Source organism: Algoriphagus pacificus (assembly GCF_017254845.1).
Lineage (GTDB): Bacteria > Bacteroidota > Bacteroidia > Cytophagales > Cyclobacteriaceae > Algoriphagus > Algoriphagus pacificus.
Map to the genome: position 1 here is coordinate 536234 of NZ_JAFKCU010000001.1, position 16819 is coordinate 553052.

Consider the following 16819-nt stretch of genomic DNA (forward strand, 5'->3'; position numbering starts at 1 on the left):
TTATAACGAAAAAAAATTTTTCGTTATAAAAATACCCAATATTGGGTATTTTTTACTTTTAAAACTATAACTAAATTTCAGTGTAATTTTTAACTAAAGGCTATGCAAAACCTAAAGAGATATCTTAAAATTTCTAAAATGAAATTTATTTAAGTAGCTAATCTTTAGTTCATCAATTGCAATTTTTAATTTTTCAAAGAACAAAGTAAATGAGAAATCTTTTAAGAATAATGCCATTTCTAATATTATCGGTATTGGGATGCCAAGAGGTAGAAAATCCTTCAATAATTCAAAAACCTCAAGAACAAACACAAAATAAAATCCATGAAAATTTTATTGAATATTTAAAACTTTCGGGGTATAAAAACATCGAAAAGCTAAAAATTGACGAATTCGAAGATAAATTTATTGTATCAAATGAAATTCAGTTCAAAAAAGTTGATGTACTAAAAGAATTGGATCTATTGAAAAATAGCAAAACCTATTTATGGAGAAGGTCTGATTTTACACCAACTACACCTTTTCAAAAAAGAGTAATCCCGTATAGATTTAATAGTAGAGTAAGTAGCTCCTTTAAAGATAAAATTATTGATGCTTTTAACACCTGGAATAGCATTAGGAATTTTAACATAAATTTCTTTTATGACCCCACAGGATCTATATCTGGAAGCTATGTTGATATAGACTATGATAATTACATCAGTGGATTTAATGTCGGTCAACCAAATAGTTTTAATGATTTTGGTCTAATTTATGATTTTTCTCCAAGTACTCTTAATAGTTATTCAACATCAAAACAAAAATGGCTTTTTGTTCATATGATTGGACATCTAATAGGTTTAAGACATGAGGATGATAGTAATCTAACTTGGGTTGATCTAGTTCCTGGAACTTTTGAGATTGAATCTTACACTATGTACAAATATTCTATAGATGATTACGATAATGGTCCGGGTGTTCCAGATTGGGCAGGTTTTTATTACACAGATTTACTAGGAGTACGATATTTATGGCCTCATGACACATCGGAAAAACCACTTTATTCTTATACGTCAAATACCACTGGCTGGGGAAATTGGACGACCAATTGGGATACTTATCAGTATGGTACTACTCAATATGGTTATTGGGGAGTAACTGGATATATTTTTACCTCAGTCAAATCAGGAACTATTCCTTTATATAGATATACACATTCAACTGGAACCCCATATATTTCAACAAATCCCAGTCTCCACATCACTTACCCTTCATTTACAAAAAACAACACTCTTGGTTACGTCTATTCAAGCAGCGGCTCAAATAGAATACCAGTTTATGAATGGTATAATCCAAATATTGGCTATTATTTTACCACAAACACCAATGATAACTATGTTCAATCTTCCGGTTGGATTGGTGGTGGAATTGCATTTTATACTCTTTCGTTAATTTGAAACTTGTTTGAAAAAATATCCAAATATTCAGAATTTAGAGTAAACCATTACCGAAAAGATCAAGCTTTTAAATAATTAATTATTTTTCTTACCATATATTAAATATTATGAAAAAACGATTTAAAATTTTATTGCATTTCGGAATTCTAGTGTCACTTTTTAGTTGCGAACTAGACCAAAATAATCAAATAATTGATGAAGGAATCTTGAAAAAAGAAAATTCAATTATAAATGATAAAAACCTTGAAAAATTTGCTGACTATTATGGATTTAAAATGGCCAACATAAAAGAATTTGATGATTTTTACCTAATAGAAGACTGCATAGGTGTAGACAAACAAACCTTAATAAATGGAGGGTACGATATTAAATCAAATCCAAATGCTCAAGCTAGAACAACAGGAATTGTTAATAGTACACCTTGGGTAATTCGAACTATAAGAGTAAGAATCGATAATTCAATTCCAACTTCTGGCGTTGATAATTGGAGGCCTGAAATAGCACAAGCTTTAGATGACATGAATTCTATAAATAATTTTAGATTGCATTTTGAGTTGGTAACAAGTGGAAGTCATGACATTCTAATTAGATCTGATAACAATGTTTTACAAGATGAACAAATTGCGCTTGCCCAATGGCCAGCAGGTGGAAACCCAGGCTTTGAAATTTTAATAAATTTAGATTTTTGGAGAGAGGCTCTTTTGAGTATTGGTGTAAATGAACCCGGAGGTTGGAATGTGCCTTCTGGTGTAAAAAGGAGAAATATTGTACATGAAATAGGTCATAATATTGGTTATAGACATACAAACCATCTTACCAATAATAATGGAGGACCTGAAGGTGCCGGTACTATTGGAGTGCATGAAATCCCAGGAACATGGACAAATGATGCAGGATCAGTAATGAATGGAGGAACTGCTACTCAAACATGGAACAATTTTTCTGTTTTGGATATACTTGCAAATAGAGCAGTATATCCAATTGACCCAGGAGAAAGCCCATTATTCACTTATGTGAAGGACTTTAGTTCTACAATAAAATCCCATAATTGGACAGGAGAATGGTCAGAGTATGGAAACATTAGTTCATCTGGTTATAATTATAGGGGCTATACAGGTTTTATTTATTTATACCAGAAAGCGAATACTGTTCCATTATATCGCTACATACATTCTTCAAATAATTATTATATAACTACTAACCCAAATTTAGCAACAACTTATCCGTCTTATACATTAAACAAAACGTTGGGCTATGTATACACATCGCCTGGATCAAATAGAATACCCGTTTATGAATATTACAATAATAATCAAGGTCACTTTTTCACAACCAATTTCGGAGATTCTTGGATGACAGGGTCTGGTTGGAGCGGAGGAGGCATTGCGTTCTATGTTGAAAAAATATTATAAGTCACTTAGCAGGAAGGATTGTTTTATTCTTCCTGCTAAATTTCTTTTATAAAAAATAAATAATAGAATTCAAAAGAGAAAAAATTTTACTTGATGAAGATACTTTTTTTGAAATATTTTTTAAATCACTATTAACATCTTATTTTTTGATTTTTCTTAGCCATCTCTAATGGATAGAAAAAAAAAGAAAAAAATTATCTAATCACTTATTTTAGATGTATTGCTAAATAGTAATATTTATTAAACTCTTACAAATTATAAAAGAGCAGATTACTTCAAAATAAATGAAGCACCTTAAAAATGTTTTATAATTTTGATGGAAGTTTTTAAAAATTCATAAGTCTCTGATAAAAAAACATTAAATATTCTTTTAGGAATTAATAACTAAAAAGGCTCAGTGTTTTACACTGAGCCTTTTTAGTAAAAAATCCAATATTATTCTACAATATTTGAGAATGTTCTAATCAAACGAGAAACATAAATTACTAATAAATATTGATCTATAATAAAGACAATACATAATGGGCAATTCCTCCCCCTACCCATCCTGGACCTTGTACATATGCATCAACGGAATTTGTAGTAAAAAAGTAACCTACATTAGGGTTATACCACTCATAAACTGGTACTCTATTAGTTCCCGGAGATGAAAACACATATCCTACAGTTCCATTAAAAGAAAATGACGGATAACTAATATGTAGGTTTGGAGTTGTAGAAATGTAAGGTACCCCAGACGAATGAATGTATTTATATAAAGCTACGGTCCCCGTTCTTGAAGAAGAATATATATAACCATTAATGCCCCAAAATCCATAATTAGAATTTCCACTTCCATACAAACTCCAATCTGTAGTCCAGTTCCCCCAGCCGGAACCAGTAGATATATAGCTGTAAAGGGGCTTTTCAGAAGTATCGTGAGGCCAAGTATTCCTAATTCCTACTAAATCCGAATAAGAGAATCCACCCCAATCAGGAATACCATCCCCATCTATAAGTCGTTCATATAACCATTTATTATACATTGTATAAGCTTCGACAGCTCTCGTGCCAGGTACTAAGTCAGTATACCATTTACTACCTTCAGACTCGGGGTTAATCCCAATTAATACCCCAATTGCTTGTACAAAAAGCCATTTCTTCTTTGAACTCGTATATAAATTTGTTTTCGAGGGATTAAATTCTAATAAGATACCATGATCTTTAACTCCCACAGGTCCTGGTCCATCTGCGAACACAGTGAAATTTTCTGTGGATATATCAATCTCAATATCATTATTATCTGGAGGTCCAGCAGGAAGATTACCAATATATTCAAATTCAATATTAAAATTTCTAATATTATTCCAAGTATTGAATGCATCAATAATAATAGTTCTATAGCTCGATGAAACAGTAGACTTTATATAATACGGTATGACTCTTTTAGTAAGTGGTGTAGTTGGAGTATAACTATATTCTCTCCATAGGGCATTTGATTTATTAAGATTTTCATAAAAGGGGAGAAAAGAATGAAACTCCTCTTTACTAAATATTATCTGATTCCCAACGACATACTTATCATCTAATTCATCAATTTTTAGTGTTTCAGGGTTTTTATATCCCTTTAACTTTAAGTATTTAATAAATTCAGGATCGATACCACTTTTAATTTCGACACTTTCCTGATCTGGCAATAAGTCATCATCCACAGTGGTGCAGGAATAAAATGTAATCAATAAAATTGGCATTAAAAATTTAAAAGTCTTTTTCATGGTATTAAGTATTAAAATAAAATAGATAAATATAATTTTTAAAATCTCCATTAAAAAGAGAAAGAACTAAGGAAATTCATTCTTCCTCAGTAAAAAAAGAAGTTTCATAAATGAGTATTAAAAAAGTTTTCAAATAATTGCTCAGGTCAATTATACTAAAAATATAATTTAATTAAAATTTTTTTTATGATTTAATTAAAATTTTATTCTTCAAATAAAAATCAATTACACTATGTATTATTCTAACAAAGAATACTGGATGATCCTAGTATTCAGGCCCATTAATCTGCCAAATATTTTTTTCCTTTAAACTGACAATCACCTCCAAATCATCAGCAAAAATTTTAGTCATGTTCCCTATTTTTGAGAGAATCTTAAATAATAGGTAAGGAGGTTTTAAATCATAATCCTTATAATTATAAGGATTCACTTCCACTTTAAAGTCTGGAGATAATGCTTCGAAATATTTTATTATTTCCTTAGCAGAATATTCTTTCCAATGATGTCCATAAGTCACTTTGGAAAAAATATCATCTACAGTTATTCCTATGGATTTTAAACTTAAAGCATTTTTAATAGCTCTCACATAGCTTGGTAATGCAAAAGCATTTGGAGTAGAGATATAAATTAATCCGCAGGGTTTTAATATCTGATAAATAAGCTTCCAGAACTGTATAGGATTAAATGTGATATGCTCTAAAATTTCTGTAAAAACTACCAGATCGTATTTATCCTGTATATCCTGGAACGATTTAAGCCTGGAAATATCATTTTCAACAATGGAATTTAAAGCAAATTTTCCGGCTCTTTCTTTGACGAAATCAAGCTGCCAAAACTCTTCAACATCCATGGCATCTACATCATAAGACCGGTTTGCAAGGAGTATCGAAGTATGTAAATAGTGGCTACCAATTTCTAAAACCTTGATTTTTTTTGGTGTATTAGGAATTCTCTGATCTAATGTGTCTAAAAAATGATCAAACCGTTTAAATCTATTTTTATGAAATTCGAAGTATTCACGATCCTTTGATCCTTCCACTGAATTCAATGAAATCTCGTTTTCAAGTTCTTTAAAATAATCCATTTTACTTTTTTCTCAGGTAAAAACAGGCTTGATCTCCCCAGTTCATCTTGTTATACAGCAAAGCCTTTTGTTTAAAATATGACAATTCTTCTTTTTTAAATTCTTTTTTTATCTCCGTCCCCATATATGCTTTACCTCTTTTATAAAGTTCTGTCCCCCAAAACTGACTATCATGGCTATCAAAACAAGTTTTATATAGATTCAGCCCAAAAGATTCGGCCAATTTTTTCATTGAATCTGAATGGGGAATGAACAAATGTCGGGGTGCATCAAGTTGAAACCAGAATTCTCTTTCCTCCTTCCATACTTTTCCGTTAGTCACTGGTACTCGGATCAAAACTTCTCCTCCAGGGTTGAGAACCTTGATCAAATGCTTAAAAACATCAACGGGATTTGGAAGGTGCTCAAATGAGTGATGAAACATAACTAGATCATAAGTTTCCCGAATCTCAAAAAAACTTTTTTTAAATAATGTAAACCCTCCAAAATTTCCTACTTTTTCCTGGTAGGGGTCATATCCATGTAAACCCCTGAATCCACAGTAAGAAAGCTCCGCTAATAATTGCCCGTTACCACAACCTATATCTGCAATTTTACTGTTTTCGGAAATGGATAGGTTAGAAATCCAATCGAAATAATTTGGAGGATTGATAGGAATGCCTGCTTTGAATAACTGATATCTAAATTTCTTCAAAAACTGGGAAAGCTTCCCACTGGAGTTAAAAGAGCCAAAAGAATAATAATTTTCAGGGTAATAAGCATCTAAATTAGAAGGTATTTCTTGCAGAAACAATCCATGACAACTAAGACACTCTAGATAATGAAAATTACCTCCTAGCCCGAACATTCTTTCTTTTGCGATTATTAATTCAAACCTATTACTCTTACAGATTTCACACTCAGACATTTTCCTTTTTAAAATTTAAAACTACAAAAGTAACGTTTATAATTTATCCATACCAACCATGTTTTCAGTTGCAATTTGCTTGATACTGCCGGCAATAAAGGCTTTAGAATCCAGCATACCTAAATTTTTTATCCTTGTAAAGACAATAAATAACCTTAACAACAAACCTATTATCACTGCTCCTATAAAAGCAATTCTTGTTTTAAGGTACTCAGATAATAAAAGTTGGATTTCGCAAATAACTTTTTGATCGCAAATTTAGTGTAAATGAAAGAATAGAATAAGTCGGAGTTCTTGTGTTTTGGTTTACTAAAGAATTATTTTTTACTTTAAGTGACTTCCAGGGACTAAAGTTTGTGTGCAGACTAGATAGCTTTTACAAAAATATTACAGCTACAGAATCATTAGTTTTTCAATAATATTTAATTTATTAGTTGAAAATATAAAAAAGTGGCCCAAATCGGGCCACTTAAAAAATATTAATAACCAGGATTTTGCTCAATTGGAGCAGTATTATTAGTCTGAATTTCAGCCAAAGGAATAGGCCAAATAAACAAATGACTATCATAAGAAATAGAGTGATCCAAAGGAATCGTTCTATCAGTTGTGTAAAAGTCAATATTTGTAATAGATCTTGAAGTAGCTTTAGCCGGAACTCCTGGCATTAGGCCTTCCCCTGATAATCTGTGGATATCAGCCCATCTTCTACCTTCTGCTAGGAACTCAATTCTCCTTTCGTTCCAGATTGCAGTCAAAACACCTGCTTGATTTCCTAAACCTGCAACTGTATAAGCAGCAACAGAGGAAGGAAGAGCACGGCTTCTTACAGAGTTTACCAAATCAACGGCAACATCCAATTTACCAGTTCTAGCATTTGCTTCTGCAGCATTCAAAACTACTTCAGCGTATCTCAAGATCACATTTGGATCAGTGTAAGTTGTAGCATCTTGATACTTGTCAGTAAAGATCCCTGTAGAACTTCTGGTAGTCATAGTAGTTCTTCTCAAATCTTCAGCATTCCAGAAATCCGCTCTCCAGATAATTGGAGAAATTTTCACCAAACCACGAGCTCCCAAATCAGGGTTACCATACATAGATGGTAAAGCTCCGTTTACTCCTGGATTAGCTTCTGCAGAGTTTACGAAAGAGAAAATGTTATCAGAGCTGTTTCCTCCTCTGAATGGAGTAGCTGGATTAGCTGTGATAGCATATTTACTTGTCAATTTGTTGTATTCAGTCAATACACCTGCCCAGTCGCCCATATGAAGCTTGATTCTGGATTTCAAAGCAATTGCTGCTCCTTTATTAGCACGGAAAGCACCACCTTCTGGTAGGAAACCTTCTGCTGCATCTAGATCTACCAAAAGCTGGGTATAATCTTCTTCTACGGTAGTTCTACCTACAGCTTCACCTTCGGGAACTTTGGTCACATCATCGATTCCGAAAGTTCTGTAAGGAATACCCATTGAAGACGGATCGTCAGAATAAGGTCTAGCAAAGTGAACCAACAATTCATGGTGAGCCAAAGCTCTCAAGAATAGCATCTCACCTTTATAGGCATTACCTTCTTCAGCAGTCAAAACGCCATTGGTAACTGCTACATCTAAGTTTTCCAAGATGATATTTAGTCTGTTGATCATTCTGTAAAGAGAGATCCACATACCGGAGTTATTAGCAGAGTTAGGGCTATAAGATCCCACGTAAGTGATTTCATAGAACAACTGATCGTTGTACATATCTTCACCACGCATATCGCCTTGCTCCACATTAGCTGCACCAAAAGGATATCCCCTTTGAACAGCATTGGCATAATAGCCACGCTGTGCTGATTCATAAACACCAAGTACCGCAGATTCAATTCGAGCAGCCGTTGAGAATGCTTCAGAATCCGGAATCAAGTTGGCCGGTGTTAATTCAGTTACATCACAAGCAGTTGTAAAGCCAGCTACAGCAAGCCCTACTAATGCCATTTTGATATTTTTTATTGTGAATTTTTTCATGATAATTCTTCTTTTCGATTTTGATAATTAGAATCCTACGTTCACACCAAGAGTGTAGGTACGGATGATTGGAGCTACGTTCCAATCCACACCAAAGCTCAACTGACCTGAGTACTGGTTAGATTCTGGATCTAATCCAGAGTAGCCAGTGAAAGTGAATGGATTCTGTACTTGTGCGAAGAATCTAGCGTTAGAAATCGCTCCTTTAAATGCACTTTGCAATGCTGTAGTTGGTACAGTGTAACCTAAAACGATGTTTTGGATTTTTACAAAGTCACCTTTCTCAACAAATCTTGAGTTAGCAGCAGAATTTTGCCACATGTTTTGATCCTGTCCAGAGTAAAGCTTAGGGATGTCAGTTACTTGACCACTTTCAGTCCATCTGTTTAAGATGCTTGCGTGGTTGTTAGAGAAACCTTGTCCTAAAAGACCTCTTACAGATTCATTCATGATGTAGTTACCACCTGAGAATCTAGTGAAGATTTCAGCATCGAAATTGCCAAACTTGAAGTTGTTTGACCATCCACCTTGCCATTTTGGAAGTGTATTTCCTAGATATGCTTGAGTAGGAGCAGAACCAGCTACTGAAACATCACCAGGATTAGCTGGGTCATAAGCTTTATATCCTAATGCACCTGGAACCAAATTGTATTGAACAATTACATCACCAGAAACATACAATGGATTACCATTTGCTGAGTTAACGCCTGCCCACTGATAACCATATAGCTGTGCAATTGGGTTACCAACTTCAGTTCTGTTATAAGTACCAGTCAAAGGAGAAATCAACTCATTCACTTCATTCTTGATGAAAGTGATGTTGAAGTCAGTATCCCAAGAGAATTTTCCTCTGTTGATTACGTTGGCAAAAGCTCTGAATTCCAAACCAGTGTTGGTCATTTTACCTATATTTTGGCTGATTTCATTATTAGGAACTCCTAAAGAAAGAGCTGTAGGAGCATTCAAAATCAAACCATCTATATTATTGTTAAAATAATCAACTGCGACTGTTACTCTACCAATGGTCATATCCAAACCAACATTGAATTTCTTAGACGTTTCCCATTGCAATGCCGCATTTCCTATTTTGTTGTATCCAATTCCTGCTCCAGCGCCACCCAAAACTGGGCCATACCCCCCATAAGCAGCAAATGAGTCTATTCCAGTATTTCCAACTTCTGCATAAGATGCTCTTACTTTAAAGTCAGAAATCAATTGAGAATTGAAGAATGCTTCATCAGAAACTCTCCATCCCACTGATCCACCGAAGAAAGTACCTCTTTGATTTTCGACTGCCAAATCAGAAATACCATCATTTCTCAAAGTGAAGGATGCCAAATATTTCCCTTTGTAAGAATAGTTGAATCTACCGAAGTAAGAATCAAATCCTCTTTCTGTATATCCCCCTCCAGAGAACTGGTTGTTATAAGAACCAGAAATGATATTGTAGAATCTATAGAAGTTATCAGAGATATCAGTCCCTTGGGCATTGAAATTATAGAATTTTGTGAATTGATATTCTAATCCAGCAGTTACGTTCAAGCTATGATCTTCTGCGAAAACTGTTTGATAGTTCAAAGTATTTTGCCAGTTCCAAAGAAAAGCTGGATTATATGCCATGAAAACAGAACCGTTTGAGCTTCTTCCATCACCGTGTCTTGGATCAAGAGATTGGAAGTCATCGTTCATGGTTAAGTCGATACCGATTTGAGTTCTTGCGGTTAAGCCAGTTAAAAGATCTACTTCACCATAAGCATTACCGATCGCTCGGTGAGTTCTACTTCTGTAAAGGTTATTGTCAATTACAAAACCGATGTTCGGGATATTGTTATCTGGACCAGCAAGGTTTGCTCCGAAACCAGTGGTTGCACCGTTTGAAGTGACATTGTATCCGTCAAATGCAGTGTTTTCAGCATCATAGATTGGAACGTTTGGCAAAGAACGGGTTGCATTATAGATCGCACCTGAAAGTGAGTTTGCACCATTGTTCAAGCCAAAAATTTCAGTATATGAGTAAGAAAGGGAAGTTCCGATTCTTACAGCTTTAGAAATGCTGTGATCGATATTTGCTCTGAAGGAATATCTGCTCAATTCATTTGGTCTTACTGGAGACTCCTGATCTGTGTAACCCAAAGAGAAGAAGTATTTAGTAGCCTCAGAACCTCCAGCGATAGATAAATTGTGCTGCTGTGTAAAACCTTTTCTGAAAATCAAATCTTGCCAATCTGTATTTACACCAGGGTTTGCTAATGGAGACTGGTTTGCATTGGTTCTTTTTTCATTTGCAATAGTCACCCACTCATCACCAGTCAATAGATCAAATCTGTCCACTTCTTCATTGAAACCCATGGAAGTGTTATAAGAAACTTTTGCCTTACCAGTGGAACCTCTTTTGGTAGTAATCAAGATTACACCGTTGGCAGCTCTTGAACCATAAATCGCAGAAGCAGAACCATCCTTCAATACTTCGAAAGAAGCAATATCCGCAGGGTTGATGTTTGCTAGTGGATTAGCAGCATTCACAGATGAACGGTCACTGCTTACTACTGGTACGCCATCAATTACAATCAGTGGGCTTGCACTAGCAGTCAAAGAGTTTACACCACGAATACGAATAATAGGTGCGGCACCCAAAATACCAGATGGAGTGGTGATTTGCACACCTGGAGCTCTACCTGCCAATTGGGATTCGAATGATGGAGATACCAAGTTTTCGATTGCTTTACTATCGATAGAAGTTACAGAACCTGTAATCTCTCTTCTTTCCTGAGTACCATAACCAACAACAATTACCTCATTTAGGGTCTTGATATCTGGCTCCATAACCACGTTGATTACAGAATTAGATCCAATAGGCATCTCTTTTGTCAAATAGCCTACAAAACTGTAGACCAAAGTAGTTGCCTCTGACGGTACCTGAATAGAATATGATCCATCCAAATCCGTGATGGTTCCTTGGGTAGTTCCTTTCACTACCACACTTGCTCCTGGTACACCTTCCGGCTCTTCAGCTGAAGTTACCCTACCAGTGATTGTTTTGGTCTGCGCTAAAACTGACACAACGGTCAGAAATGTAAACGCAAAGCCTAATAAAACTTTCTTCATAGGTTGTTTTTTTAGTTTAGTTAACTTTCAAAGCGTGAATATCCTTTGAAAGAACCAAATGAAAAAAATTCAAAAAGGCTGTCTATTGGGCGTATAGGCCAATTTTATATGGGCTTTATGTTAAAAATTAATTTTTTCTTTCGTTTATAAAATTAGACTCACTAATTCAGTATAAACAGGAAATCTAAATGTTAAAATCTGATGAAAAATTTGGATAATATGTTAAAAATGAACTTTTGTATTTGAATCTTAAAATAATTCAAATAGTCCAAAACTTGGATTAGGACAGATTTTCAGAAAAAAATTCTTAGTTCACTTGGTTTTTAATAGGTGTCCCCAATAAAATTCTGATTCTAAAAAATCAACTTACTTTTCATTCAGAATAAATTATCAAATGAATGCAAAAAAACAGAATTTTATAAAATTTTATTTTTTTTGATAAATGGCAATCTTTTTTTGCTAAAAATCAAATTTTGACCTTATACACCAGAAATCAACCTCCAAAATCAATCTTTTTGATAATTTCCCACCTTCTATTCTCTCTTTTAAGCAAAAAAAGTTGACTTGAAACGAAATCATATGAAATTGATTTCATTTTTAACACTTCTAATATATTTGGTATCTGGGCTTTTTTCAAATCTTTAAATGCTATAGTCATGTGAGGATGAAAGTTTCTATCGCTTAGCTCGTCGACCAGCTTCAATTCTCTTTTGCAATACAATTTCAACTCACGCTGCAAATCAAATAAGTCTTCGCCGGCATCTATTTTTAGATAAATGACCCGGTCACCAAAAGTCCCAACTCCCCCAACCTTTAAACTTATCTCCTTGTAATTTTTTAAAAAATCCGACAAAGATTGGATTAAGGATTCTTCCTTGGCCTCGTTATAGGAGAAAGGCATTTTCAATGTGACATGTGCCGGGGATTTCAGAGCATATTTGCAATTGAATTCTTCCTTAAGTTGCATTTTTAGGGCAGTTACCCTTTCTTGAAGGTCGCCTTCCGGAACCAAAGCGAGAAAATATTTTTGAAAACTAGCCATCACTCAAAATTACCTCGAAATACAATCTTCTGCGTAAAAACAAAAAAACTATTCGAATTCCTCATTCAAAGCCTTAAATTGATAAGCTTAAATACCAAACAGCTATGAAATACTTTTCCAAGGCCATGATTGGCCTCGATCTTACTGAAATGGACGATATTCTGATTAAGAAAACAATTGTTTTCTTGAAGTTTCTCGGAATAGATAAGTGCTATTTTGTTCACATAGCTAAGGATCTTGCTATTCCTCAAGAGATTTTAGACAATTACCCAGATCTTTTGGCACCAGGAGATGAGTCCTTAGAGGCAATGATCAAAGACAAATTAAAAATGTATGATTTTCCCTCATCTATAGAAATTGAAGTTTTTGCAGAAGAAGGAAGTCATCCGCTGGAAACATTTTTACGATGGGCAAAAATTAAAGACGTGGATTTGATCATCATGGGAAGAAAAGAAACTCTAGAAGGATCTGGTTCCCTAGCAAAAGGTATAGCCAAAAAAGCTCCCTGCTCAATTTTAATGCTTCAGGAAAAAAGAACTCCAGCTTTGCCTAAAAAAATCATGATACCAAGTGATTTCTCCGAGCATACGCATATGATTTATGACTTTGCAGAGCGGATTTCAGATGAGCTCCATGCCGAATTACTTCCAGTGCATATGTACCATGTGCCGCATGGTTATTCGAAAACAGGAAAGACATTTGAGGAATTTGCTGAAATCATGAAAGAAAATGCAAAACATGATTTCCAAAAATTTGTAAGCAAACACAATCATCCAGAGCTGGAATGCCATTTTGTATTAAATGACGGCCAAGATGATGGAAAAGTCCTCTTGGACGAAGGTATCGAATTAGGTGTAGATATGATCCTGTTAGGTTCCAGAGGAAAAACCAAATCAGCGGCTATCCTATTGGGTAGTGTAGCAGAAAAATTAGTGATGGTCAACAATGTATTGCCGATGTTGATTTTCAAGAAAAAAGGAGAAACAATTGGCTTTTTTGATGCCCTATTTAAATTATAAAGGTTTCGTCAAGTAGAAACAAACCTGATCCCCTAAGCCCTCTTGGTTCAACTTGAGGGCTTTTTCTTTGAATTCTTTTAACTCCATCGGAGAAAAATTTTCAGCTACCAAACTCAGATCCAGCGGTAGTCCTTTTTTATACAGGGCCGTTCCCCAAAACTGAAATTCATCCGAATCAAAAACCAGCTTATCCATTTGGAAGCCAATTTGATCCGCAACTTTTCGGAATCCCTCAGTTGAGGCAATAATCAAATGCCTCGGTGCATCCAATTGTACCCAATACGTTCGATCACTTTTCCAAACAGCTGCATCCGAAACTGGTGTTCTAACCAATAGTTTTCCACCGGGATTTAACTTTTTAAAGCTGGATCCTCCATGTGCTCAAATGAAATTTGATGCATCATGATAACATCAAATTTCATTTCAGCTTCCTCAATGGATTTCTTCCAAAGCTTCAGCGCCGAATTTATTTGCTTAGTTTGCTCCATAAATGGATCAAATCCATGCAGATCTTTAAATCCAGACACGCTTAGTTCGTATAACAATTGCCCATTCCCGCAGCCTACGTCTGCAATCCTATCGGAGTAGGATAAATTCAACTTTAGAAGCCAGGCACCATAACTCGGTTGGAATACCTTCCATCCCGAAGTCAAAAACACTTTCATTCGAAGCTGCTTGATTATATTTTTTAGGGATGCTGAATAGGTGAGTCCAGTAAAAGAATAGTATTCTCCTGAATAATACTTTGCCAAATCCTGAGGAATGTCCTCAAGTTGAAGGGAGTAACATTCCTGGCATTCGGAATAAGTAAATTCAGTACCAAGACCAAACATCCTTTCTTCGGCAGAAAAGGGAACTAGTTGAGATGATCCACAAAATTTACAGGTGCTCATCTATTCACAGAACTTCTTTTCTAAACCAAAGACTCTTTAAAAATGTAATAATCTTTACCTCAATTAGCTTCTCCTTTCCAGATATAGATTTCATGAAAAATATAATTCCTGTGCGAAACGCTCCCATCATAAGAAATAACCCTATTCCCAAAACCGCAATTGGAACAACTTGCAAGGAAGGTGTCCTAACAGGCAGCCACAATATTGCTGTGGCACAAATAAACCAGAAAAGAGTCTTTAAAAGTTGTTTCCAGGATAGTTCCAACTCTGCTTTACGAATCAATTTATAATCTTTGCGCAGCGTGGAAACCATAAGCCACAAAAAAGTAAGTGGGATCAGGGCTGCATAATCTACATTGACTAACAGTCCTCCGTGATGCAAAGCAAAGTTGCAAATACTGAGAGAAATTAAACAAACCAAGAAATCAATCGGGATAAATATCCAGGGAAAATAAATTTTAAATTTTTTGGCCATAAAACAATCTTGAACTTAAAATAGGAATCAGCAAGAGCAGACCCTATTATCAAAAATCACGAATTAGGTTCAATTCTAAACCAAAATTAAGAAAAGTATCACCAAGCCTGCTTACTTTTGAATTTAATTGTTTTCCCAAACGCTCTTTTGAGCAATCTATGAGTTTTATTACCGATTTATTTGCAGCATCTGACAATCCCAATTCTCTAGGTGCAAAACTTAGAAACAAAAGACAACAGAAATTCGAAGAGTTATTTTTCTCCAACTTCTCCTCTAGTGAAAAAGTAAGGATTCTGGATGTTGGCGGTACGGCTTATTTTTGGAAAAACAGCGCGCTTCTTCAATTACAAAATGTAGAGATCGTTTTGCTCAACCTGACCAAGGAAGAAGTAAATCTACCCAATATTACCAGTGTTTCAGGAGATGCGACGAATATGCCTGAATTTGAGGATCAAAGTTTCGATTTAGTCTTTTCGAATTCGGTCATTGAGCACCTTTATACTTGGGAAAACCAAGTCAAAATGGCTAATGAAATCATGCGAGTGGGTAAAAAGTATTTTATTCAAACTCCAAATAAATACTTCCCTATTGAGGCACACTACGCAATCCCATTTGCTCAATTCGCTCCAAAATCATTGATTTTTCAGGTATTGACCAAAACAAAACTCAGCAGAATGCAAAAGTGGGAAGCAGAGAATGCCAGACAATATTTAGATGAAATTCTTCTTTTGGATGAAAAGGGTATGAAAAAATTATTCCCAAAAGCGAGCCTCTACAAAGAAAAAATGCTGGGAATGACCAAGTCATTCTCAGCACATAATCTAGATGAATAGCTTAGGCTAATTCGCAGTTTTTTTCTTTGATCATTTGATGAATTCCATCCCAAAGCACCTTTCTTGCTTCTAAAGCTTCACGTGCTGCTTTTTCCGCTTCCACATACTTTTTAGGATTCTCGCCCATCAAATGGGAGACCATTCTCCAAGCCAAAGGTCCGTGTTCTTCCTCATCCAAATGGATGTGGCGATCAAAATAAAAAGACAAGGTTTTGAGTTTCTCTGGTTGATTTCTCACCAATTCATCCACTAGTTTTCTGAAGAGATCTGGAATCAAATCTTCTCTCCCCAAAGTAAAAGAAGCAGCAATTTCATGTGGCTTCCCGTTTTTTATTGTCTCAAAGTTCGTTTTGAGGAAAGTTCTTACAAAAGCGGGCAATTCCATTTCCTCAAAAACATCATATAGATCATTGCCCTCCCTGATTTTTGAAATCAAAGATTCGATTGTAACAGTTGATGCTCCAGCCTCTCGCATGGCTTTGAGGTATAATTCAAAATGGCTGCAAAATCCTCCTGCTCCATCCTCATCACTTTCCTCAGCTAGCACGATGTCATTGATCAATCTAGCAATCATCGGGTCCTGAGCCGGAACCCAAGGAATACTTGTACCAGTAAGCCTCATTTGCAGAGCTTTCAACAAGCTCATAAAATCCCAAACAGCAAAGACATGGTACTCCATGAATAGCTGAAAATCTGATAAAGTATTTAAGTCCTGATATAGTGGGTGACTCAATAAAATTTCACGTTCAGGCTGAACTGCCTGAATCAATCTAGCCAAAGGTGTTTCCATTAATTTTTTTCCTGAAATACGAATTGATTTAAAAATCGGTTTTAGCAGACCCCTGATAGTTTGGGATTA

Annotated in this window: 14 protein-coding genes; 4 read left to right on the forward strand and 10 right to left on the reverse strand. The window is 35.1% G+C overall.

Annotation, left to right across the window (positions count from 1 at the left end):
* The first annotated feature begins 209 nt into the window (after nucleotides 1-209).
* Together J0A69_RS02210 and J0A69_RS02215 are read left to right on the forward strand one after the other, a co-directional pair.
* Nucleotides 210-1436, forward strand: a complete 1227-nt coding sequence (locus J0A69_RS02210) for a hypothetical protein (protein ID WP_206584876.1) — start codon at nucleotides 210-212, stop codon at nucleotides 1434-1436.
* A 107-nt stretch (nucleotides 1437-1543) separates the two neighbouring features.
* Complete coding sequence (locus tag J0A69_RS02215) at nucleotides 1544-2848, forward strand: M57 family metalloprotease (RefSeq protein ID WP_206584877.1); 1305 nt, start codon at nucleotides 1544-1546, stop codon at nucleotides 2846-2848.
* A 500-nt stretch (nucleotides 2849-3348) separates the two neighbouring features.
* On the opposite strand, the gene J0A69_RS02220 is transcribed toward J0A69_RS02215, so the two are convergent.
* The 6 genes from J0A69_RS02220 to J0A69_RS02245 form a co-directional block, all read right to left on the reverse strand.
* Nucleotides 3349-4602 (reverse strand): hypothetical protein, encoded by a 1254-nt coding sequence (locus J0A69_RS02220; protein WP_206584878.1) that lies wholly within the window; start codon nucleotides 4600-4602, stop codon nucleotides 3349-3351.
* 265 nt (nucleotides 4603-4867) lie between these two features.
* Nucleotides 4868-5686: a class I SAM-dependent methyltransferase gene (locus tag J0A69_RS02225; protein ID WP_206584879.1), complete on the reverse strand. Its 819-nt coding sequence runs from the start codon at nucleotides 5684-5686 to the stop codon at nucleotides 4868-4870.
* A gap of 1 nt (nucleotide 5687) precedes the next feature.
* The gene (locus J0A69_RS02230; protein WP_236032593.1) at nucleotides 5688-6593 is read right to left on the reverse strand and encodes a class I SAM-dependent methyltransferase; all 906 of its coding nucleotides are present in this window, start codon (nucleotides 6591-6593) and stop codon (nucleotides 5688-5690) included.
* Nucleotides 6594-7072: 479 nt separating this feature from the next.
* Nucleotides 7073-8593 (reverse strand): RagB/SusD family nutrient uptake outer membrane protein, encoded by a 1521-nt coding sequence (locus J0A69_RS02235; protein WP_206584880.1) that lies wholly within the window; start codon nucleotides 8591-8593, stop codon nucleotides 7073-7075.
* Nucleotides 8594-8620: 27 nt separating this feature from the next.
* Nucleotides 8621-11698: a SusC/RagA family TonB-linked outer membrane protein gene (locus J0A69_RS02240; RefSeq protein WP_206584881.1), complete on the reverse strand. Its 3078-nt coding sequence runs from the start codon at nucleotides 11696-11698 to the stop codon at nucleotides 8621-8623.
* Nucleotides 11699-12191: 493 nt separating this feature from the next.
* Nucleotides 12192-12740, reverse strand: a complete 549-nt coding sequence (locus tag J0A69_RS02245; RefSeq protein WP_206584882.1) for a 2'-5' RNA ligase family protein — start codon at nucleotides 12738-12740, stop codon at nucleotides 12192-12194.
* A 104-nt stretch (nucleotides 12741-12844) separates the two neighbouring features.
* Between J0A69_RS02245 and J0A69_RS02250 the strand changes: the two genes are divergently transcribed.
* Nucleotides 12845-13759, forward strand: a complete 915-nt coding sequence (locus J0A69_RS02250; protein WP_206584883.1) for a universal stress protein — start codon at nucleotides 12845-12847, stop codon at nucleotides 13757-13759.
* On the opposite strand, the gene J0A69_RS02255 is transcribed toward J0A69_RS02250, so the two are convergent.
* From J0A69_RS02255 to J0A69_RS02265, 3 genes are read right to left on the reverse strand one after another with little or no spacing between them, the layout of a single operon-like run.
* Nucleotides 13754-14092 (reverse strand): hypothetical protein, encoded by a 339-nt coding sequence (locus tag J0A69_RS02255; protein ID WP_206584884.1) that lies wholly within the window; start codon nucleotides 14090-14092, stop codon nucleotides 13754-13756. The genes J0A69_RS02250 and J0A69_RS02255 overlap by 6 nt on opposite strands.
* A gap of 17 nt (nucleotides 14093-14109) precedes the next feature.
* On the reverse strand, nucleotides 14110-14652 hold the full coding sequence (locus tag J0A69_RS02260; protein WP_206584885.1) for a methyltransferase domain-containing protein: 543 nt from the start codon (nucleotides 14650-14652) through the stop codon (nucleotides 14110-14112).
* 4 nt (nucleotides 14653-14656) lie between these two features.
* A complete protein-coding gene (locus J0A69_RS02265) occupies nucleotides 14657-15127 on the reverse strand; it encodes a hypothetical protein (RefSeq protein ID WP_206584886.1) in 471 nt (156 codons plus the stop codon).
* Nucleotides 15128-15285: 158 nt separating this feature from the next.
* Between J0A69_RS02265 and J0A69_RS02270 the strand changes: the two genes are divergently transcribed.
* A complete protein-coding gene (locus tag J0A69_RS02270) occupies nucleotides 15286-15960 on the forward strand; it encodes a class I SAM-dependent methyltransferase (RefSeq protein ID WP_206584887.1) in 675 nt (224 codons plus the stop codon).
* A 1-nt stretch (nucleotide 15961) separates the two neighbouring features.
* On the opposite strand, the gene J0A69_RS02275 is transcribed toward J0A69_RS02270, so the two are convergent.
* Nucleotides 15962-16750: a DUF3050 domain-containing protein gene (locus tag J0A69_RS02275; RefSeq protein ID WP_206584888.1), complete on the reverse strand. Its 789-nt coding sequence runs from the start codon at nucleotides 16748-16750 to the stop codon at nucleotides 15962-15964.
* Between the last annotated feature and the right edge of the window lie 69 nt (nucleotides 16751-16819).